This is a genomic window from Novosphingobium mathurense, assembly GCF_900168325.1.
Taxonomy (GTDB): Bacteria; Pseudomonadota; Alphaproteobacteria; order Sphingomonadales; family Sphingomonadaceae; genus Novosphingobium; species Novosphingobium mathurense.
Window position 1 is genome coordinate 402900 of sequence record NZ_FVZE01000001.1, and the last position, 20327, is coordinate 423226.

Here is a 20327-nt window from a genome sequence, read left to right on the forward strand (position 1 = left end):
CCCGGCTCGGTGCTCCTACACCTTGCCGGGCCGCTTCCGTGGGACACCATGTCCCGCGAAACTCATAAGGCGGCGCGGATCGGCACCACCTTCGAATCCTTCTGCTTCTTGCTCACAATCGCCTCGATGTGCGCGGCCCAGCTCTCCAGCGCGGCGCGCTTCTCATCATGCCAGTCGTGGCGTTGATAGATGCCGGCGACACCGGATTTGGCCCCGCTGACATGATTGAGCACGGCCTCGGTTACCTCGAAGCGGACGCCCATGCGTTGAAAGCCGGTGGCCAGGGTGCGGCGCAGGTCATGGATGCGCCAAGCCGGAAGGGGCTGCTTCTCTCGAGCCTCGCTGATTGCGGCGTCCAAGGCATTCTTGGCTTTCGTGATGCCACTGATTGGTGTCCGGCCTGTCGTCGTCAGCGCGAAGCCGGATTTCGGCCAGCGCTTGCCGTCTGGCTTCTCCTCCTCGGCCTTGATCTGCTCGGCGAGGGCAAGCTGGTCCAGTTCGGCAATGACGGGCTTCGATAATGGCACGATATGGGCGACATCATTCTTGGCCCGGTCGGCCGGAATGGTCCAGGTCGCCGTCGAGCGGTCCAGCTCGGCCCAATTGATCGCGGCAACCTCGGACCTGCGTTGGCCGGTCAGGATAAGGAGGCGGAAGAAAGGGCCGAATGGATCAGTAAGCTTCGCACTGGCTTGCCAGACGAAAACCAGTTCAGCGTCATCCAGGACTCGATCGCGCGCCTTGGGGGCCTGCGGCTTCACCATGCTTGCGAGTGGATTGTCGGGAATGTCGCCGCGCTTGTGAGCCCAGCCAAAGAGTATCGACGCATAGGCAAAGACAGAACGCCGCATGCCGCGCTGCTTTGCCGGTATGGCGTCGATAACAGGCTGCAGGTCCGAGCGAGAAATGTGCGGCATCGGCTTGCCTTGGAGGCGGGGCTTTAGATGATTGTTGACGACCAACTTGGCCTGTCGGACCGATGATGGCCTCCGGCCTTTTTCATTCTCGTAGTGATCGAGCCAAGTCGCCGCGACATTCTCGAAAGCGAGTTCGCCCTCCAGCCTTGCCTGTTCCGCGGCGACCCGAGCGGCTTCATCCTCCGCGGCGATCGCATCGATCTCTTGCTGTCTGGGATCGATGCCTTGCGCGACAAGTGCAGCGAGATCCTTTGCACGCTTCCTTGCTTGGTCTGGAGTGAGTTTGCCATGCTTGCCGATCGTGTAGCGCCTGGCTGGTGTCCGTTCGGCTTGGCCGGGGCGGGCGAGGCGATACTGGAAGACGTAAACCTTGCCCCCGGCGGGTGTGACCTTGAGGCCGAAGCCGGGGAGGTCATCGTCCCATAGCAACCAGTCCTTGCTCTCCGGATTGGCGGCGTCGACTGATCGCTTGCTGATCGTGCCGGTCGGCATCTAAGGGGCTCTCCGCTGCGTTCTAGCAATCAGATAGCAATCAGGAAGAAGCTAATCAACGATAATCGTCGATAACGTCAGATAACAAAAATGACGGAAAACTGAGGATATTGTCATCCAAGCTGGCTGGGGGTGGGGATATAAATGCTAACTTTTAATCAGCGGGTCACAGGTTCGAATCCTGTCGGGCTCACCACTTCTGCAGCGGCAGCGGCAATCCTCACAAAATCGTGTCTCTCGGCCCGGGCGCTGTCGCAGCCTTGCGGTGTAATCTACTGTTCTAAATCGCCAAATAAAAACCACGTTGTCAGCCTTAACCAAAGTAGCTGGTCGCGGCGCAACATGGTAACTTGTGGCCACAATTCTCGAGGGGATTCCAGGGGCGTCGACTTGGTCTGGCCGGTCTGGTGGCCGGATTGTCAGTGGGGGGCTGCGTGGCGATCATCGAGTTTGCATGGAACGAGTTGAAGCCGGGTGTGCTTGCGGATGCCTTCACGCAGGGCGCGGTCGCGGCGATGATCGCGCCGGACGATACCTTCCGCGACTTGTGGGACAGGCTGATGGCCGATCAGCGCGAGAAGCTTCCGTGGGAAGTTACGCTGGCCGAAATAGCGCACAATCACCATGGCAGCGGAGAGATCACCGACAGTCTGGGCGACGTGATCTATTTTCGTCCCAGCCTGCACGGCCACATCGCGCGCAAGTTCGAGATTACGCAAGGATCCGGCCAGTTCGCGATGCGACCGGGCGGCTTCGTACAGGACGGCATCCTCGTGACGCCGTCGGTCGAACTGCTGGCCGATTGCTGGGCTCTGGTGGCCCGGATCATGGCCGCCATGACGCCCGATGACATGGCACCGCCATTCTGGCGGGTCTCTGTCCAACGGCTCAAGTACCAGTGCAGCGTGGCCGCGCTGGATGGCCTGACGGCGCTGGTGGGCAACTCGCTGGGGCGTTGGGGGCAACTCGGCTTCGCGATCGATGCCGCCCGGGCGCGTGCCATGGGGCCGTTTTCGGCCAAGGGGCTGTGCGATGTCTTCGGGCTGATGAGCCTGCTTCCACTCGCTTCGTGGCCAGCGAAATGGGCCAATGCCCGCTTTGCCGATCGCAGCCGGGTCAACCGCCTCGAAGCCGGTGAGCACCTGATCGAGAAGCCCCACTACGACACGCGCTACTTCAGCGCGATCAGTGGCTCTCGCGATACGATCTGCACGCAGGTTTTCGTTGATGGAGGCTGGGTCAATCTCCCTATCGCAAGGGACAGTCTGGCGATCATTCCGGGCAAGCTGGCGCGGCGGGAGCTGGGCCTTCCTGCGACGATGCACCGGGTGATCCATCGCGAGCCCACGGACCCGCCGTTCTGGCAGAATGCACGGGATTTCAACACGACACTGCTGTTCGGGGCCAAATAGACTCAGCGCATTGGGGGGGGGCATGCGCCTCAGCCTTCAGGAACCGAAAGCCTTGTGGCGGACTGGAAGCGTCCATGGCATGCAGCATCGCGTGCCGCATGTCGGGATGGCGCCACCGGCTTCGTGGCCCCGCGCTTGGCGGCCCATCCACCGAGCCGAACGGACAGGAGAATGGAAATGAAAGTGGTGGTGACAGGCGCAGGCGGTTTCGTCGGCCGGCAGCTTGTCTCTCGTCTGCTGGAGCGCGGCGATACGGTCGTTGCCTTGGACGCGCAGGCCGGCGGCATAGCGCACGGTGTCCGGGCCGTGGCAGGCGATCTTGGCGCTAAGGCCGTTCGCGATGCGGCCCTGGCTGGCGGCTGCGATGCGCTTGTTCATCTCGCGACCGTTCCGGGCGGTGCGGCAGAGGCCGATCCCGGGGCATCGCGGCGGATCAATGTCGATGCCATGTACGACCTGCTGCTGGAAGCGAGCGCGCTGCGCCCGGGTTTGCGCGTCGTCTATGCCAGTTCCATCGCTGTTTTCGGCGATCCCCTGCCTGCGCATGTCGACGACGGGACGCCGCTTTCGCCCAAGATGATCTACGGCGGGCACAAGGCGATGATGGAGGACGCGGTGGCGATGATGTCCAACCGTGGCCTGATCGACGGCGTAACCGTGCGCCTGCCCGGTATCCTTGCGCGGCCCAAGGGGCCCTCGGGCATGAAGTCGGCCTTCATGAGCAACCTGTTCCATGCCCTCAAGGCAGGAGAGGCATTTACCTGCCCGGTGTCTGCATCGGGCATGATCTGGGCGCAATCGGTGGCGCGCTGCGCCGAAAACTTCGTTCATGCGCTGTCGCTCGATACCGCACTGCTGCCGCCCACGCGGGCGGTGACCCTGCCGGCACAGCGGATCTCCATGCGCGACCTGGCTGCGGAGGTCGCGCGCCAGTGCGGCGTATCCGAAGATCTGGTGACGTATGACGCCGATGCGGAACTGGAAGCCGCCTTCGCCGCGCAGCCGCCTCTCGCGACGCCCGCGGCCGAGAAGGCCGGGTTTACCCACGACGGCGATATCGCGTCGCTGGTCCGCAGTGCGCTCGCCACGCTCTGAGCGGCAGCAGGAATCAGAATGGCCGGAGCGCGCTGCGCACTCCGGCCATGCCCTGAAGTCATCGGGAGAGGGGGATGCCCCCTTAAAGGTTGCCGATCGCCAGGAAGCGTTCTTCGCGGCGATGGAGCAGGTCCTTGGCCGGAACGCCCGACAGTGCGTCGATCTCTTCGGAAATGGCCGCACCCAGCGCCTGCGATGCGGCTGCGGGATCGCGATGGGCGCCGCCCATCGGCTCGGGCACGATGCGGTCGATCACGTTGAGCTGGAGCAGGTCCTGGGCCGTCACGCGCATGGCGGCAGCAGCGTCTGCAGCGCGCTCACCGGTGCGCCACAGGATCGAGGCGCAGCCTTCCGGGCTGATGACGGAATAGACCGCATGTTCCAGCATGAGAACGCGTTCGGCGCTCGCCAGGGCGACGGCTCCGCCCGATCCGCCTTCGCCGACGATCGTGGCGACCATCGGGACGGGCAGGGACAGGCACGCTTCGGTGGCGCGGGCAATGGCCTCGGCCTGACCGCGCTCTTCGGCTTCGACGCCCGGGAAGGCGCCTGAGGTGTCGACCAGCGTCACGACCGGCAGGCCGAAGCGTCCGGCCAGTTCCATCAGGCGCACCGCCTTGCGGTAGCCTTCGGGCTTGCCCATGCCGAAGTTGTGCTTGATGCGGGTCTGGGTGTCGTGGCCCTTTTCATGGCCGATAACCATGACGCGCCGGTCGCCCAGTCGGGCCATGCCACCCACGATCGCCGCGTCCTCACCGTAGAGACGGTCGCCGCCCAGCGGCATGAAGTCGGTGAAGATATGGGCGAGGTAGTCACGCAAGTGCGGCCGTTGCGGGTGGCGGGCGACCTGCGTCTTCTGCCACGGCGTCAACGATGCATAAGTGCGCGCCAGCAGTTGTTCGCTCTTGGTCTCGAGCTTCTGGATTTCGCTCATCAGGTCGAGGCCGCCGGTGTCGGCGGTCGAACGCAGCTCGTGGATGCGCGCCTCGAGGGCGGCGATCGGTTTCTCGAATTCGAGATAGGAGATCATTTGGCCTCGCTTTCGGCTTCAGCCTTGTCGGCCAGCCACTGTTCGAGCCACTTGATCGTGTAGTCGCCGGACTGGAAATCCGGATCCTGGATGATCGCTTCGTGCAGAGGGATCGAGGTCTTGACCCCGCCGACGACCATTTCGCCCAGCGCCCGCTTGAGGCGCATGATGCAGCCTTCGCGGGTGCGACCGTAGACGATCAGCTTGGCAACCATCGAATCGTAGTAGGGCGGAATGCGGTACCCGGCGTAGAGTCCGGAATCGACGCGCACGTGCATGCCGCCGGCCGCGTGGAAAGTGTCGACAAGGCCGGGGGAGGGGACGAAGGTCCACGGATCCTCGGCATTGATGCGGCACTCGATGGCGTGGCCCTTGAACTCGATCTCGTCCTGCGTGACAGACAGCGGCTTGCCGTCGGCAATGCGGATCTGCTCGCGCACGAGGTCGACCCCGGTGATCGCTTCGGTCACCGGATGTTCGACCTGCAGGCGGGTGTTCATCTCAATGAAGTAGAACTCACCGTTTTCCCACAGGAACTCGATCGTGCCGGCGCCGCGATAGCCCATGTCGGCCATCGCCTTGGCAACCACGCCGCCCATGCGCGCGCGCTCTTGTGCCGTGATGACGGGCGAGGGGGCTTCCTCGAGCACCTTCTGGTGGCGGCGCTGCAGCGAGCAGTCGCGCTCGCCCAGGTGCACGGCTTTGCCATTGCCATCGCCGAAGATCTGGAATTCGATGTGGCGCGGATTGCCGAGGTACTTCTCGACGTAGACGGTGTCGTCGCCGAAGGCGGCCTTGGCCTCCGAGCGGGCCTGGCTGACCATCGTTTCGAGCTGGTCTTCGCTGGGCACGATCTTCATGCCGCGTCCACCGCCGCCCGAAGCGGCCTTCACCAGCACCGGGTAGCCGATTTCCTTGGCAAGCTCGCGGATCTCGTCGAGGTCTTCGACGGCGCCCGGCGAACCGGGGACCAGCGGCAGGCCGAGCGCACCGGCAGTGCGCTTGGCTTCCACCTTGTCGCCCATCGTGCGGATATGCTCGGGCTTGGGGCCGATCCAGGTGATCCCGTGGGCTTCGACGATCTCGGCGAACTTGGCGTTCTCCGAAAGGAAGCCGTAGCCGGGGTGAATCGCGTCAGCCTGGGTTATTTCCGCCGCGGCGATGATCGCGGCGACGTTGAGGTAGGAATCGCGGGCCGAGGGCGGGCCGATGCATACCGCGTGGTCGGCAAGGCGAACGTGCATCGCGTCGGCATCGGCCGTGGAGTGCACGGCGACCGTCTCGATGCCCATTTCATGCGCGGCGCGATGGATGCGCAGCGCAATTTCACCGCGATTGGCGATCAGTATGCGGGAAATGCCCATGGCGATCAGCCGATGACGACGAGCGGCTGGTCGAATTCGACCGGCTGGGAATTGTCCACCAACACGGCCTTGACGGTGCCCGCGGCAGGTGCGGTGATCGGGTTCATCACCTTCATCGCCTCGATGATCAGCAGGGTATCGCCCGCCTTCACGTTCTGGCCGACCGATACGAAGTTCGCCGAGCCGGGTTCCGGGGCGAGGTAGGCGGTGCCTACCATCGGCGACTTGACGGCGGTGCCGTCCATGGCCGGTGCGGCAGCGGCTTCTGTTGCTGCAGGCGCGGCAGCGGCCGGAGCGGCAGCAGCGACCGGGGCGACGGCCGCCTGGACCATCGGCGCTGCCATCAGCGTGCGGGCGACGCGGATGCGACGTTCACCGTCTTCCACCTCGATTTCGCTGAGGTTGGTGTCGGAGAGAAGTTCCGCCAGTTCGCGCACGAGTGCGCTGTCAATGTTCATGCCAGCGGCCTTGCCGCTCGTTTGGTTACCCATGCGTTCCTCGGATCAGCATATTTTGCCGCGGCTATTGCGGGGGCAATAGCACGTGACAAGGGATTAATCCTAACCTTGCACAGTTTTTCCCCGAAGGGGCTGTGCGCAGTTTTGCGTTGTCAGGCTGCTGTTGCAACCGGACGGAGATAATCGAGCAGGCGCGCAAGCGTCTCGCGCATGTCCCGGCGATGCACGACCATGTCGACCATGCCGTGTTCGTGAAGGTATTCCGCGCGCTGGAAGCCGTCGGGCAGCTTTTCGCGAATGGTGTCCTGGATCACGCGCTGGCCGGCAAAGCCGATGAGCGCGCCGGGCTCGGCGATCTGGACGTCGCCCAGCATGGCATAGCTTGCCGTGACGCCGCCGGTCGTGGGGTCGGTCAGGACGACGATATAGGGCAGCCCTGCCGCCTTGAGGCGACGCAGGGCAACGGTGGTCTTGGGCATCTGCATCAGGCTGAGAATGCCTTCCTGCATGCGCGCGCCACCAGCGGCAGTGCAGATGACGTAGCCGCACTTCTCGCGAATCGCGCGTTCGATCCCGGCAACGAAGGCCGCGCCCACGGCCATGCCCATCGAACCGCCCATGAAGCCGAAGTCCTGCACGCCCAGCACCAGCTTCTTGCCTTCGATCTGGCCGACGGCATTGGTCAGCGCATCGCCGTAGGGATAGTTGGCCCGGGCGGCCTTGAGGCGGTCGGGATACTTCTTGCTGTCGCGGAACCTGAGCGGATCTTCCTTGACCTTGGGCGTGGGCAGGATCGAGAAGCCGGGATCGAGCAATTGCCCGATGCGCTCCTGCGCGCCGATACGCCCGTGGTAGTCGCACTTCGGACAGACCGAGAGGTTGTCCTCGAAGTCCTTGACGAACAGCATCTCACCGCAGGATCGGCACTTGATCCAGAGGTTGTCGGGTGTGTCGCGCTTGCTCGTGCGCGAGAGGGAATTGCGTACGCGTGTTAGCCAGCTCATGCCGCGCTATTTGCCGTTTTTCGACGCTTCGGCAAGTCCTGCGGGCTTCTGCGGCCCCTTGAAGGGGCGCAAACGGCGGGAATGCGTGGGTTGCGAATGCAAGACAGCCCCGCAATCGCGGGGCTGACTCACGGGTTTTGCACAAGCCGCTATCGATTGAGGCTCAGAATTCGCTCCAGTCCTCGTCGTTCGTCGGTACCGACTGCAGGGCGACATTGCCCATGGCCACGGGCTGCGACCGGGGTGCCGGATGAAAGGAGGGCGCAGGTGCCGACGGCGCAGGCGGGGCGTACTTGCGCATCGGCCGCACGATGTCCTCCTCGCCGGTAACGAAGGAGGAGACGAGCGAGGTCATCTCGTTCGCCTCGTCGGCCAGGCTGCGCGAGGCGGCGGTCGATTGCTCGACCATCGCCGCGTTCTGCTGGGTCAGCCGGTCCATTTCGCTCACGGCATCGTTGATCTGCTGGAGATTGCTGGCCTGCTGCGTGGCATTGCTGGCGATCTCGGACATCAGCTCATCGATGTCGCCCACGCTGGCAACGATCTTCTCGAGCAGCGAGCCGGTATCGCCGACCAGAACCACGCCGTCGCCTACCTGCTTGCTGCTGACGGTGATCAGTTCCTTGATGTTCTTCGCCGCTTCGGCCGAGCGCTGGGCAAGTGCGCGCACTTCGTTGGCGACGACCGCGAAGCCCTTGCCGGCGTCGCCTGCCCGGGCAGCCTCGACCCCGGCGTTGAGCGCGAGGAGGTTGGTCTGGAAGGCAATCCCGTCGATCACGTTGATGATCTGGCCGATTTCCTGCGCGGACTTCTCGATTTCGCCCATCGCCACAATGGCCTTGCGAACCACTTCGCCGCCTTCGGTGGCTTCGCGGTGGGCGCCGGAGACGGCCTGCTGGACGTCGGTTGCCTTGTCGGCGGTCCGCTTCACGTTGGTGGTGACATCGTTCATCGACGAGGCGGTTTCGGCCAGGCTGGCGGCCTGGCGTTCGTTGCGCGCGGCGAAGTCGTCGGAGGCGGAGCGGATCTCGGTTGCGCCGGTGCGCACGCTTGCGGCGGCGGTCCGGACCGAGCGGATGGTATCGGCGAGCGATCGGACGGCGGCGTTGAAGTCCCTGCGCAAATCATCGTAGGCGCCGGGGAAGGGATCGCGGATCTCGCAGTCCAGTTGGTTGCTGGAGAGCTTCTTCAATCCTCCGCTCAGGGCATCGATGATTGTCTTTTCCTGCGCGGCATTGTCGCTGCGCAGGGCCACGGCGTTGTTGCGGAAGGTAGCCATGGCCTTGGTCATGCGGCCGACGCAGTCCTTGTAGTCGGTGTACTGGATCGGACTGTCGGTATCGCCGTCCGCCAGCGCTTCCATGCGCATCACGGTATTGACGTATGGGGTGGTGATGTGTCGCGCAGCGACGATCATCGCGATTACGGTAGCGGCCAGTGACGCAGACGCGGCGCCGATCAATTCGGTGCTGCCGCCGGCCAGCCATGTCGTGACGGGGCCTGTCGTACCGATGAGGGCGAGCAGCGCGGTCAGCGCCTTGAATTTCGTTCGGATGGGGGCAGTCTTCTCAAACCATTGCAGCATGTCGGACTCCTCGAAATCATGTCGGCAGCCCGGCTTGCCACAACGCTCTCCCCCGTTGGCAGGCAGACGGCCTTCGATGAGAGCCACAGTAAATGTGTAAGTGAAAATTTAGATTGGCAGAATTCTACGTGCAGGACCGTAGACGAGGTCTGTCAATTGCTATCCATTGTTATCGTTTTGAAAGGTCGGCGGTCCGAGGCGAGTGGCAACTTTGCTTGATATTCAAGTCCGCTGCTGCTGCCTATTATCGACTTGAGAGGATCATTACTGCGATCAATCGCATGAAATCGCTTTACTGTCGTGAAGTCAGGCGCGGCCAGGACAAGCGGCGGAATGAGCGGAACCAAAAAGCCCGGGAAGACAAATGTCATTCCCGGGCAAGTAATCCAGGATCTGCAGAAGCCGATCCATTGGGTCGCATGCGGCCAATGCCCGTTTTGCGCAGGAAAATCATACCATGATCAGGGTATGGGAAAGAGGAGAACAAGATTCTCAATGGCTTGCGAAACGATTGCAACTGCATAAAAGCATCATGGATGGGGCATTCGGGGGGCTCGGATGGAGGGCGAATCAGGACGTCGCGAAGATATCGCTCGGCTTTTTGCGCAGGCGCCTTTCAGTGACGCAGGGTGGGATACCGCGCTGCGGGCATTGGCGGATGCGACCGGTTCGGCGCGCGCACAACTGGTTGCCTTCGGTAATGATCATGTCAGCTTCAACTGGGTCACCGACGTCGATGAAGGCTACGCCGAGGAGTTCCTCAGGATCGAAGGCTATCGCGCCGACGTGAACTACCGGGTCGCCGCGATTGCCAAGCCCTTCGAAGTTACGTGGGAGCGGCATTACGATGCGGTTCGCAAGGTTTCCACGAATGATGTCTACCTCGATCACGTGCGCAAGTACGATGCGGAGCAGGGCGCGCAGGTGATCCTCGTCGACCGGCCCGGCGCATTCTTTGGCGTGGCCGCGCTCCATGCACGCTCGGACGGTGCGACGAATGAAGCGCAGCGCAAGGTGCTCGGTGAGGCCGCGCCGCACGTCCTGCGGGCGATCCAACTGCAGAAGGCGGTCGAGCATCGCGGTGTTGAACTTCTGCGCGGGTCTCTGGAAGCCATACGTCATGCCGCGATCCTGCTCGACGGGACCGGCAAGGTCTGCGCCATGACCCAGGCCGCGGAAAAGATGCTGGGGTGGCAGACATTCCAAGTGAGGGCGGGGGCCTTGCGAGCGGTACGTGCTGATATAGACCGGGAACTGCAGCGCCGATTGAGCGCGGCGCTGGCGGACAGTCCGCCGCAATCCGAATTGTGGATCTCCACCGCGCAAGGGCGGATACTGGTGGAAGTCTGCACGCTGCCCCGACAGGATTGGAACTTCGGCTTCTCGCCAAGGGTCGTCGTGACTTTCCGCTCGCCGCTCCCGGCCAGCGACAATCAGGTGGAGCGGCTGTGCGCGGCGTTCGGCCTGACCGGAGCCGAAGGGCAGATCGTGGCGTTGCTCGCGCAAGGTCAGTCGCGGCAGGAAGCGGCGCACCGGCGCGGGGTGAGCGTACAGACAGTTGCTACCCAGTTGCGCACGATTTTCCAGAAATGCGGGGTCAATCGCGAGGCCGAACTGGTCTCCATGGCGCGTGCCGTCATCGAGTTGGGTAACAATTGACCGGCCGGGCACGTGGCTCGCCTTTCCCGTAGCCCAGTCTTAGACCCCGTTGGTGTTGATTTACCAATAGTTATGGGAATGCGCCTAAGCCTGCACGATCACGGGATGGAGTGGCTGCGGGCGTGGCAATTGGCGTGAGATCTTCGGTTGGCCTTCTCGCACTCGTGCTGGGTGGGACGGGCTTGCCGGCTGCCGCGCAGGAAAGCGGCAATAGCGTTACGCCTGCCTTCCAGCTTTCCGCCAACGCCAGCATCGTCTCCGATTACCGGTTTCGCGGTATCAGCCTGTCCGGCAAGGATCCTGCGATCCAGGGCGGGATCGACCTCAGCCATGACAGCGGCCTGTTCATCGGCACCTGGGCTTCGAGCATTGCGAATTCCGGCGGTTCCAACACCGAACTCGACCTCTATGGAGGCTATGGCGGCTCGGTCGCCGGTATCGATTATTCCGTCACCGCGCTCACCTACGTCTATCCCGGCGGCCACAGTGTCAACTACTTCGAGGTACTGGGATCGGCATCGACGAGGCTGGGGACCGGTAGCGTCGGCCTCGATATGGGCTGGGTGCCCCGCCAGGACAATTTCGGCGGAGACAACATCTACCTCGCGGCAAAGGGGCAGGTCCCGCTGGGCAGCATTCCCGCCAGCCTGTTCGGCCACGTGGGCTATGAAAATGGCGATGTCTACTTCCGCAAGTGGGATTGGGAAGCGGGCCTCTCCTACGCGACGGGGCCGTTGACCGCATCGTTGTCCTACGTCGATACCAACTATTCCGGCGTCGATGAGGCAGGTCGTTTCGCCAGGGCCGGCGTCGTCGCCTCGCTTACCGCCAGTTTCTGATTGCAGGTACGCTTGATGTCCCGTCTCTTCCTTTCCGTAGACATGGTCGGCTCGACCCAGTTCAAGGCGACCAGGAACGCCAAGGGACCGGGGGGCTGGATGGAGATCTTCCGCACCTTCTTCACCAATTTTCCGCTGATGCTGGTGGGGCAGATGGGCTTCGAATTCCTAGATGAGGACGAGACCCCGGTCGTGGACGTCTGGAAGGCCATGGGCGACGAGGCGATCTTCACTGCGCAGCCTTCCAGCGCCGAGGAGCTGACCGGTATCCTGCGCGTCCTGTTGCGCACCATGCGGCTGTACGAGGCCAACCACTTCGAAACGCTGCCGCTGCGTCTCAAGGGTACGGCCTGGCTGGCCGACTTTGCCGAGAACAACATCGCGCTCGAGATCCCCGAGCTGTCCTCGGACGATGCGGCGCCGCACCTCGATTTCATCGGGCCGGACCTCGACCTGGGCTTTCGTCTTTCGAAATATGCCCGCCCGGCCAGTCTCGTGCTTTCGCTGGACCTCGTCGAGACGCTGCTGGAAGCGGATAACCTTTCGACCGTCGCCATGTATCTGGTCGGGCGCGAGGAACTGAAGGGCGTCATGTTCGGTCGCCCTTATCCGATTGTGTGGATGCACGATGCCGAGGAGGGATTCGACTTCCTGCCCTGGGAGCGCGAGAGCTGCCCCTACATCGCCGCCGCCCTCGATGCCCGTCCGGCGAGCGTGGAAGAACTGCGCCGCCAGATCGACGACATGCGCCACTACCTGCGCAAGATGCACGGGCTCGAACGCCCGCCGATCAAGCTGGGCTGACGGTTTCGCGCGTACCTTCGTAGCAGACCGTCAGGATCGCGATGTCGTCCGACTGCGGCACGGCGCCCACGAAACCGCGCACGCTCTGCGCAAGACCTTCGGAAATCAGTCTTGCGGAAAATTCGGCGCGTGCGCTGGCCAGGGCATCGGCGATGCGGGCCGTAGTGAACAGTTCGTCGTTCGCGCCCGTTGCCTCTGAAACGCCGTCGGTGAAGAGGACCAGCGCATCGCCTTCGCGCAGATCGAAATGGCCGGTGCGGAACGGAACGTCCTCGAACACGCCGAGCGCCATGCCCTGGTGCTTGGCCAGCCGTTCGACCGACCCGTCGGCCCGCACGATGAAGGGCGCCTCGTGGCCGCCGTCGCTGTATTCCACCTCGCCACTGCGCAAGTCGAGGATGCCGGCGAAGATGGTGACGAACATCTCGGCGGCATTGTCGCGCGACAGTTCGGCATTGACCCGTTCCATGATCCGGCCGGTGGAGCCGCCGGACATCGCGTGCGCCTTGAACAGGGTGGTGGTCATGGCCATGAACAGCGCTGCCGGCACGCCCTTGCCCGATACGTCGCCGACGACGAAGAACAGGCGGTTCCGGTCGATCAGGAAATAGTCGTAGAGGTCGCCGCCGACCTGCTTGGCCGGTTCGAGCAGGGCGAAGACGTCAAGGTCGTGGCGGTCGGGGAAGGGCGGGAACTTGCGCGGCAACATGCCGATCTGGATGTCGCGCGCCGCGGATAGCTCGCCCTCTACCCTCTCGCGTGCCGCCGTCGCTTCCTCGACTTCGATGAGGTAGCGCTGGAGCCGGGCGATCATCCCGGCCATCGCTTCGGCAAGGCTACCCACTTCATCGCCCCGGTCGCGGCTGATCCTGCGCATGGCGTCCATCTCGTCCTCGTCGGGCTGGAAGCTGCGCGTCTCCATGTTGCGGGTGAAGGTGGTCAGCCGCACCAGCGGTTCGACGATGCGCGAGACCAGAAACCAGCCGACCGCCATCGACAGCGCGAACAGGGCGATGCCGATCGCGATCGACTTGACGAGTGCCTTGTGCAGCCGTTCGTCGAGCCATGTCAGGTCGATGTCCGCCCCGATGACGTGGACGCGCCCGTCAGGGCTCTTCACCGGCATGTAGATCGAGCGGAAGCGGCCGAAGGAGTCGCTGTACTCGTCGAAGCGGATCCTGCCGTCGGCGAAGCTGCGATAGAGCTTGTCGGGCGCTGTGTCGTAGAGCGTGAAGAACTTCGTCTGGGTGCCCCGCGCGATCTCGTCGTCGGTGGCACTGGTGGCTACGGTCCGGATATCGTCGCCGAACTTCATGTAGGTGTAGACATACATCAGGCCCGAGGCATTGCCGAAGCGCGAAAGGTGCTGCTGGATCTGTTTGTACTCGGCCGGCGTGACCGAGTTCGCATCGCGGATGCGCCGGTGATATCCATCGGGAATGATCTCGCGCACGGCGTTCGTCGCGGTCTGCAGCTTGCCGTCGATGCCGGTGAGGATCTCGTTGCGGTCGGTGCCGTAGAGAACCGCCGTATATACCGTTGCCGAAACCAGGTTGAGTACAAAGAGCAGGAGCAGCAGTTGCGGCTTGAGGCCGAACCTGCGCACCCTTTGCGCTCCATCCATGGTCGCCACGAGAATGATCCCCCGATACTGTGCCTGATAACGCGATTGAAACGGAATAAGCCCTATTGCAGCGATACTTGCAAAAATTGATTAAGCCGGACCGCGACATTGGTGGGGAGAAAATTGCTCGATCTCGTTAACCGCCTCTTCCGGCTCGAGCGCGGTGAATGGCCCCGGCTGATCCAGTTCGGCCTGTTCGGATTCCTGCTGCAGATGGGCATGGGCGTCGGCTTCAGTGCCGGCGATGCGGCATTTCTGAGCAATGTCGGCGCCGACCGCCTGCCGCTGGTGTTCATGCTGACGCCGGCGGTCATGCTGCTCTACACGGTGCTGTTCTCCTATCTGCTGGTGCGCTTCTCGATCGATCGCATGGTCGACCTGACCCTGGCCGCGCTGGTCGCGGGCGGGGTGGCGTTCTGGGCCCTGATCGATGCCGGACTGCCCCCGCAATGGCAGGTTCCGCTATACTTCGCGGTGAAGCTCTACCTGGCGATGTGGTACATCGCGCTCTACTCCCTGTTCTGGAACTATACCGACGCCTATTTCGCGATCCAGGACGCCAAGCGGCTGTTCCCGCTGTTCGCCGCATTCTGCGCGCTCGGCACGGCCTGCGGCGCGATGCTGGTGAGCGTGCTGGCCGAGAGGGTGGCGGTGCAGGATTTCTTCCTGCTGTGGGCGGCCATCGCCCTGGCAACCGCACCGCTCGCCGTTCTCCTGCGCCGTCGCTGGAGCCAGATTGCCGAGAGCGACAGCGATCTGGACGAAGAAACCGGGGATGCCCTGAGTCAGCTGGCGGCGGTCGGCCGCGCCTTCGGTCGCTCGCGCTATACGATGGTCTTCACCCTGGTGCTCTTCGTCACCCTGCTGATGACCAATCTGGCCGAGTACCAGTACTCGATGGTGCTGCAGGAGGGCCGCGACGAGGCCGCGCTGGCGTCGCTCTTCGGCACGCTTTACGCGGCTGCCAACCTGTTCAACCTCGTGACCTGTCTTTTCGTGTTCAACCGGCTGGTGGCGCGGCTGGGGGTGCGCAATGTCGCCTTTATCCAGCCGCTGACCTATTTCGCGGTGTTCGGCTGGTTCTTCCTGCAGGGCGGCACGGGTGCGGCGCTGGCGGCCTTTTTCGCCTATCACGGGGTCCTGACCTCGATCGAGTACAACAACCAGAACCTGCTTTTCAACGCGGTCCCTTCGCAGGTGAAGCGGCCGCTGCGCACGGTGATGGAAGGCATGGCCGAGCCGCTGGCCAGCCTCGTCTCCGGCGGTTTCCTGATCTATGCGGCGAGCCAGGTGGACATGCGCGAGCTTTCGGGCATCGGGATCATTGTCGGCGCGACGCTGATCGCCGTCGTCGTCGCGCTGCGCCAGCTCTATCCTTCGGCGATGACCGCCAACATGCGGAAGGGCTGGATGAACTTCGGCGACCGCAGCGTGCTGGCCCCGCAATTCGAACCCGAGGCGAAAGCCCTGCTTGCCAAGGCCGCGGCGGGCGAGGGGGAGGAGGCGCAGATCGCCGCGCGGCTGCTGGACGCCGATACCGCGCGCAGTCCCTTGCCGCCGGACGGGAGCGATATCGACGCCTTGCTGGCGCGGCTGGCTCAAGACGATCCGACGCAGCGTATCGGCGTTACCGAGGCCATCGACCGACTGGCTACGCCCGAGGACGTGCACATCGTCCCGGCGCTGGCACGGTGCCTGCCGCGTCTGCATCGCGACGAGCGGCGGCGGATGATCCGTCTGCTCGGACGGATCGGGGACAGCGAAACCATACCCGACATTCTCGAGGCGGCCGCCGAACTGGCGCCAAGGGCACGCCGCGCGATTGCGACGATGCTGACCGGGCTGGGCGAGACGGCGATCCCGCGCTTGCTGGGCGGGCTGCGCGACAGGGCCTTGCCCTATCGGTCCCGCGCCATAGCCGCCCGTGCGCTGGCGCAGAATTCCTACGCCCAGTTTGCCGCCAACCTCGACCGTCTCGTGATCGGGGAACTGGATGAAGCCTCGCGCCTGAACCATGCGGCAAGCCTGCTCGATGTCCATGGCCGGACACACCGCTCCATCGCCCTGCTGGCGCGCGCCCAGCGCGAACGGGCGGAAGCGGCGATCGATTTCGTGCTCGAACTCCTTGCTGTCGGCGGGCTGCTGCCGAATTTCGATCTCCTGATCGTCTCGCTCCATTCCGCCAATCCCAAGGTGCGCGGCAATGCGGTCGAGGCGATCGAGAGTAGCATCGATCGACAATATCTTTGCCGGCTCGGCCCCTTGCTGCACGGTGAAACGCAGATCCCTCAGGCTGCGGCAAGGGATCTCGATCAGATCCTGGGGCAGGCTCTGGGGGGCGGCCAGCCGCTGGAAATGATCCTTGCGGCGGACGTCCTCCATGCCCGTCTGGATGGCGGCACCTTTATCCAGAAACTTCAGGACGTGATCCTTAGCGGTATCCCTGAGGCCGTGCGATGCCATGTCCTTGGCATCATGCAGATCGACGGCGCGGTGCAGCCCCATGCGCTGGATCTTCTGGCGGCGCTGGCGGACCATCCCGAAGTCGGCGGCGCCACGCTCGAAGCCTTGGGCGCAGCGGCGCAGGGTGCCACGTTCGAAAGGCCGGAGAGCAGGGCTTTGGCAGCCATGGCCGGGGGGACCCCGTTCTGGATCGCCTATCGTGACCTTGGCGAGGTTGCCGCGCGCTTCCCCGAACTGGCGCTGGTTCTGCTCAAGTCGCAGGACGATCGGCAATATGCGGCCTAGAAGCGTTCCGATCAAAGCGCTGCTGCTGCGCACTTTCCTTCCCGCCGTCGTGGTGGTGGCAGTGCTGCTGGCCGTACTCGTCTACAACTGGCTCTACACCTCGATCCTTGAAGGATTCGAGCGCAAGCTGGTGACGACGAGCGCACTTGCCGGGGCGATGGTCGATCCGGAAGATCACGATGCCCTGATCGCTGCCGCCTTCAAGGGCGGCGATAGCCAGGCCGCCGAGGCCAGCGCCGCTTATCGCCGCAATGTCGGGCCCATGCGACGCATTCGCGAGGAACTGGGCCTGACCTATCTCTACACCCAGGTGAACGGCGGCCCGCAGGACATTCTCTACATTCTCGACGCTTCGACGGGAGAGAACCATTCCCCGCTCGGTTCCAGCGACGATTTGCCCGACGAGACGGCCGAGGGCCTCAGGCGGGTCGAGGAATCCGGGGCGATCTATGTTTCGCCGATCGAATATCAGGAGCAGTGGGGCCTGCTGAAGACAGGTGCGGCGCCGGTGTGGGGCGCGGGCGGCCGCATTGCGGCGTCGGCCGGGGCAGACGTCAACGTCTCGGTCATCCAGGTCGCGACGCAGAACGCGCTATTCATGAGCGCGATGATCGGCATTGGCTCGGTACTTGCCTGCATCCTCGTTTCGCTGGCGCTCGTGCGGCGCATAGCCGGGCCCATCGAGGCGCTGACCGAAGAGACGCTGCAGGTCGCGGCTGGGCGCAGGCACAGTCCAACGCAAGGCAAGGCGCCGCGCGAAGTCACGGTCCTGCGCGAAGCCCTGCTTGAACGCGCGGCGAAGATTTCTCGCGAGCTGGAGGCGCGCGGGCGCCGCAGCGTGCAGGAAGACAAGTGCGCTCACGCACAATTGCTTGCGAGCGGGTCCGGTATCCCTCCGGGCGAGCCGGTGATCCTGCTGTCCGGAACCGACCGGGCGATCGCATGGGTGCCCCGCGATCCCGCCGATCCGCGCACGGTCCTTGCCCAGCGTGCGATGGCGCGCCTTGCGCGGGCGATGGCCGGGAATCCGGCACTCTGTTCGGAGTGGACCTCGCTCGCTGACTGCGAGACCGGGTCCTGCCTTGTGGTCGATGGCGTGGCCGGTTCGGTCGAATGGCATGGCAAGCCGCAGGCGGGACTTCGCATTGCGGGACGTGCCGCCGATGCCGGTCGTTTCGATCCGATGGAGCGCGTTTCGATCGTGCCGGTGACGGGCGGCGATTTCGTCGTCTGGCAGGGTGACGCATCATGATCGCGGCGCAGGTCGTTGCCGAAGCGCTGGCGCTTGCAGGCTGTCCGCCATTCGACCGGCTGACGGAGACCGAGCTGCTGCTTGTCGCCCGCCATGCCCGTCGCTTCGAATATGGACCGGGAGATACAGTCCTTGCGGGCGGCGCCGTGGCCCAGCGGCTTGTCGCGGTGGTCGGCGGCTCGGTCCTTGTCGACGGCAGGCCAGCGCCCGCCGTGTTCGACGCGCAGTCCGCGCTGTTCGGCCTTCCGGTTCGCTCGGACTACGTCGCTGGAGTTCAAGGCGCGCAGGTCTTGTGCCTTGCGAGGCCGCACCTCTTTACCATCGCGCGCGAGTGTCCCGATTTCGTGGTGGGCCTTGCAGCGATCCGGGCCGGGGCCGCCGCATGACGATCCGTTCGACGATCATGTTGCTGGCCGTGCCCCTGTTCCTCGCTCTGGCGCTCGTCAACGGGGCGCTGCTCTATACGCAGGACCGCACCGAACTGGAGCGCGCGCTTGGCGAACAGGCTCTCGCCACGGCGGTGACGGTGGCCGAATTCACGCGCGAAATGCCCGATCCGGGCAAGGCCCTTGCCCAACCGAACCGCCGCAAGGCGCTCGATGCGGCCCTTGGGCATGTCGAGGGGCTCGATGCCCTGCTTCTCATCGAACCGGACCGACCGGCCTTCGCGCTCAAGTCGGGTGCGCGTGCATGGGATCCGGCCTCGCTTGCCCGGCCGGATCGGCCATCCATCCGGACAATGGCGCAGGACGGCGCAGGGGGATGGGTCGTGGGACTTGCTCCGGCAGGAGAGGGCCGCTTCGTCGCAGCCCGCTTCAGCCGCGCACCGATCGCCGAACACTTGCGTCTCATCCGCCGGGATATCGTGCTGATCGCGCTCGGGTTGATCGCCCTGGCGAGCGCGCTGGCCATTTTCGTCGCCCGCCGATTGACCCGCGAACTGGACCTGAGCCGACGGGCTCTGTCGGGTCAGGTCGCGGACGGCGAGGTCATCTGGCGTATCCGCGAGGCGCAGGATCTTGCCGGGGCCGTGCGGCTCATGGATGCCAGTGGCGAGGCTGCTGAAGTGCGCGCAAGGCTGGTCGCCGCGCGCAAGGCTCGTCTGCGCAACCGCGACAGCGCCATGGCGCATGTCAGGGCGGTCGAATTCGCCCCTTGCACATATCGCAAAGGGGGTGCCGTTGTCGCCATGCGCGCCTGTGGCAAGGTTGCACCGGGAAGTTTCTTCGCCCACGCTGATATCGGGCGGCAGGGCGGTGCCGTCGTCCTGGGGTGCTGCGAGGATGCGGACCCTGTCGAAGCGCTGGCAGCGGCTTGCCAGGTCCGGCGACGGATCGAGGCTTGCAGCTCAGAGGCGGAACTTGACCGCGCCCTGGACCTTCTGGGCCAACTCCATCCTCTTTCGGCGCTGGTCGTGCACAAATGGCACGAGCCTTTGGCTGAAGGCGCCTTGCAGCTTGTCACTCTCGCGCAAGCCGTCGAAGCGCAGCGCGCGCGGGCTTATCTCAAGGCCGCGCCCGGTATCGGCCCGGAAGAATGGCTGGCCAGTCTCGACGCGCTCCTGACGCCGACCGGCATGTTCGCAGTGATCGGCCCCGCAAGCTCAACCGAGCGCGGAATCGAGGTCAGGTGCGATCGTAAAGATGGCGGTGAAACCGCTGATATCGAAGACTTCCTTGACTGACGGAGCGAGGCCGCAAAGCGCGAGCCTGTTGCCCGATGCCTTGGCCACTTTCGCGCCCTTGAGCAGGATGCGCAGCCCCGCCGAACTGACGTAGCTGACTTGCGAGAGATCGATCACGGTGGCCGGATTGCCCTCGATACGGGAGGGCAGCCGGGTTTCGAGCAGCGGCGCGGTATTGCTGTCGAGCCGTCCCGCCAGGGTCATGACCAGAGCCGGGCCCTTGATTTCTTCGCTGATTTCCATCGGCCCGTCTCCGCCCGTCTTCCCATCGTGTGCACGCACCTTATTGGAGAAGTTGTGAAAATTTTCCACTCGATTAAGTTGGCCGTGCCCGCAATCGTGTGGCGCCGGTACGGGGAT

The 20327-nt window shown here is 64.2% G+C and carries 17 protein-coding genes and 1 tRNA gene; 10 read left to right on the top strand and 8 right to left on the bottom strand.

Annotated features, from left to right (window positions below):
- Positions 1-62 precede the first annotated feature (62 nt).
- A complete protein-coding gene (locus B5483_RS02030; RefSeq protein ID WP_079729323.1) occupies positions 63-1409 on the bottom strand; it encodes a tyrosine-type recombinase/integrase in 1347 nt (448 codons plus the stop codon).
- A 129-nt stretch (positions 1410-1538) separates the two neighbouring features.
- Between B5483_RS02030 and B5483_RS23105 the strand changes: the two genes are divergently transcribed.
- The 3 genes from B5483_RS23105 (at position 1539) to B5483_RS02040 (ending at position 3916) form a co-directional block, all read left to right on the top strand.
- Positions 1539-1605, top strand: a tRNA-Ser gene (locus B5483_RS23105).
- A gap of 238 nt (positions 1606-1843) precedes the next feature.
- Positions 1844-2821 (top strand): hypothetical protein, encoded by a 978-nt coding sequence (locus tag B5483_RS02035; protein WP_079729324.1) that lies wholly within the window; start codon positions 1844-1846, stop codon positions 2819-2821.
- A 171-nt stretch (positions 2822-2992) separates the two neighbouring features.
- Entirely contained in the window at positions 2993-3916 is a 924-nt protein-coding gene (locus tag B5483_RS02040; protein WP_245828790.1) for an NAD-dependent epimerase/dehydratase family protein, read from the top strand.
- Between the two features lie 82 nt (positions 3917-3998).
- On the opposite strand, the gene B5483_RS02045 is transcribed toward B5483_RS02040, so the two are convergent.
- From B5483_RS02045 to B5483_RS02065, 5 genes are all read right to left on the bottom strand, one after another.
- Complete coding sequence (locus B5483_RS02045; RefSeq protein WP_054947283.1) at positions 3999-4946, bottom strand: acetyl-CoA carboxylase carboxyltransferase subunit alpha; 948 nt, start codon at positions 4944-4946, stop codon at positions 3999-4001.
- Complete coding sequence (gene accC / locus B5483_RS02050) at positions 4943-6310, bottom strand: acetyl-CoA carboxylase biotin carboxylase subunit (protein WP_054947284.1); 1368 nt, start codon at positions 6308-6310, stop codon at positions 4943-4945. Before accC ends, B5483_RS02045 begins: the two co-directional genes overlap by 4 nt.
- A gap of 5 nt (positions 6311-6315) precedes the next feature.
- Positions 6316-6768, bottom strand: a complete 453-nt coding sequence (gene accB, locus B5483_RS02055) for an acetyl-CoA carboxylase biotin carboxyl carrier protein (RefSeq protein ID WP_245828791.1) — start codon at positions 6766-6768, stop codon at positions 6316-6318.
- 152 nt (positions 6769-6920) lie between these two features.
- On the bottom strand, positions 6921-7772 hold the full coding sequence (accD, locus tag B5483_RS02060; RefSeq protein WP_079729326.1) for an acetyl-CoA carboxylase, carboxyltransferase subunit beta: 852 nt from the start codon (positions 7770-7772) through the stop codon (positions 6921-6923).
- Positions 7773-7935: 163 nt separating this feature from the next.
- A complete protein-coding gene (locus B5483_RS02065) occupies positions 7936-9357 on the bottom strand; it encodes a methyl-accepting chemotaxis protein (protein ID WP_054947287.1) in 1422 nt (473 codons plus the stop codon).
- Between the two features lie 558 nt (positions 9358-9915).
- On the opposite strand from B5483_RS02065, the gene B5483_RS02070 reads away from it, so the two are divergent.
- The 3 genes from B5483_RS02070 (at position 9916) to B5483_RS02080 (ending at position 12659) form a co-directional block, all read left to right on the top strand.
- Positions 9916-11016: a helix-turn-helix transcriptional regulator gene (locus B5483_RS02070; protein ID WP_079729327.1), complete on the top strand. Its 1101-nt coding sequence runs from the start codon at positions 9916-9918 to the stop codon at positions 11014-11016.
- Positions 11017-11150: 134 nt separating this feature from the next.
- Entirely contained in the window at positions 11151-11855 is a 705-nt protein-coding gene (locus tag B5483_RS02075) for a TorF family putative porin (RefSeq protein WP_231634724.1), read from the top strand.
- A gap of 15 nt (positions 11856-11870) precedes the next feature.
- Positions 11871-12659, top strand: coding sequence for a hypothetical protein (locus B5483_RS02080; protein ID WP_079729328.1), 789 nt, complete (start codon positions 11871-11873; stop codon positions 12657-12659).
- Here B5483_RS02080 and B5483_RS02085 read toward each other — a convergent pair.
- A complete protein-coding gene (locus tag B5483_RS02085; protein ID WP_079729329.1) occupies positions 12646-14283 on the bottom strand; it encodes a PP2C family protein-serine/threonine phosphatase in 1638 nt (545 codons plus the stop codon). The genes B5483_RS02080 and B5483_RS02085 overlap by 14 nt on opposite strands.
- Positions 14284-14406: 123 nt before the next feature.
- Between B5483_RS02085 and B5483_RS02090 the strand changes: the two genes are divergently transcribed.
- From B5483_RS02090 to B5483_RS02105, 4 genes are read left to right on the top strand one after another with little or no spacing between them, the layout of a single operon-like run.
- The gene (locus tag B5483_RS02090) at positions 14407-17031 is read left to right on the top strand and encodes an MFS transporter (protein ID WP_245828792.1); all 2625 of its coding nucleotides are present in this window, start codon (positions 14407-14409) and stop codon (positions 17029-17031) included.
- Complete coding sequence (locus tag B5483_RS02095) at positions 17021-18283, top strand: histidine kinase (protein WP_079729331.1); 1263 nt, start codon at positions 17021-17023, stop codon at positions 18281-18283. Before B5483_RS02090 ends, B5483_RS02095 begins: the two co-directional genes overlap by 11 nt.
- Complete coding sequence (locus B5483_RS02100) at positions 18280-18669, top strand: cyclic nucleotide-binding domain-containing protein (RefSeq protein WP_054947291.1); 390 nt, start codon at positions 18280-18282, stop codon at positions 18667-18669. Before B5483_RS02095 ends, B5483_RS02100 begins: the two co-directional genes overlap by 4 nt.
- Positions 18666-19967, top strand: coding sequence for a hypothetical protein (locus B5483_RS02105; RefSeq protein WP_079729332.1), 1302 nt, complete (start codon positions 18666-18668; stop codon positions 19965-19967). The genes B5483_RS02100 and B5483_RS02105 overlap by 4 nt, the downstream gene beginning before the upstream one ends.
- Here B5483_RS02105 and B5483_RS02110 read toward each other — a convergent pair.
- Positions 19887-20210 (bottom strand): STAS domain-containing protein, encoded by a 324-nt coding sequence (locus B5483_RS02110; RefSeq protein ID WP_079729842.1) that lies wholly within the window; start codon positions 20208-20210, stop codon positions 19887-19889. The two genes, B5483_RS02105 and B5483_RS02110, sit on opposite strands and share 81 nt — an antisense overlap.
- Positions 20211-20327: the final 117 nt, after the last annotated feature.

What these genes read in the sequence shown, in the direction of transcription:
- accD (WP_079729326.1), bottom strand. Translation starts at nt 7,772, where the DNA reads ATGAGCTGGCTAACACGCGTACGCAATTCCCTCTCGCGCACGAGCAAG.
- B5483_RS02080 (WP_079729328.1), top strand. Translation starts at nt 11,871, where the DNA reads ATGTCCCGTCTCTTCCTTTCCGTAGACATGGTCGGCTCGACCCAGTTC.
- B5483_RS02095 (WP_079729331.1), top strand. Translation starts at nt 17,021, where the DNA reads ATGCGGCCTAGAAGCGTTCCGATCAAAGCGCTGCTGCTGCGCACTTTC.
- B5483_RS02110 (WP_079729842.1), bottom strand. Translation starts at nt 20,210, where the DNA reads ATGGAAATCAGCGAAGAAATCAAGGGCCCGGCTCTGGTCATGACCCTG.
- accB (WP_245828791.1), bottom strand. Translation starts at nt 6,768, where the DNA reads ATGAACATTGACAGCGCACTCGTGCGCGAACTGGCGGAACTTCTCTCC.
- B5483_RS02070 (WP_079729327.1), top strand. Translation starts at nt 9,916, where the DNA reads ATGGAGGGCGAATCAGGACGTCGCGAAGATATCGCTCGGCTTTTTGCG.
- accC (WP_054947284.1), bottom strand. Translation starts at nt 6,310, where the DNA reads ATGGGCATTTCCCGCATACTGATCGCCAATCGCGGTGAAATTGCGCTG.
- B5483_RS02065 (WP_054947287.1), bottom strand. Translation starts at nt 9,357, where the DNA reads ATGCTGCAATGGTTTGAGAAGACTGCCCCCATCCGAACGAAATTCAAG.
- B5483_RS02085 (WP_079729329.1), bottom strand. Translation starts at nt 14,283, where the DNA reads ATGGATGGAGCGCAAAGGGTGCGCAGGTTCGGCCTCAAGCCGCAACTG.
- B5483_RS02105 (WP_079729332.1), top strand. Translation starts at nt 18,666, where the DNA reads ATGACGATCCGTTCGACGATCATGTTGCTGGCCGTGCCCCTGTTCCTC.
- B5483_RS02040 (WP_245828790.1), top strand. Translation starts at nt 2,993, where the DNA reads ATGGAAATGAAAGTGGTGGTGACAGGCGCAGGCGGTTTCGTCGGCCGG.
- B5483_RS02100 (WP_054947291.1), top strand. Translation starts at nt 18,280, where the DNA reads ATGATCGCGGCGCAGGTCGTTGCCGAAGCGCTGGCGCTTGCAGGCTGT.
- B5483_RS02030 (WP_079729323.1), bottom strand. Translation starts at nt 1,409, where the DNA reads ATGCCGACCGGCACGATCAGCAAGCGATCAGTCGACGCCGCCAATCCG.
- B5483_RS02045 (WP_054947283.1), bottom strand. Translation starts at nt 4,946, where the DNA reads ATGATCTCCTATCTCGAATTCGAGAAACCGATCGCCGCCCTCGAGGCG.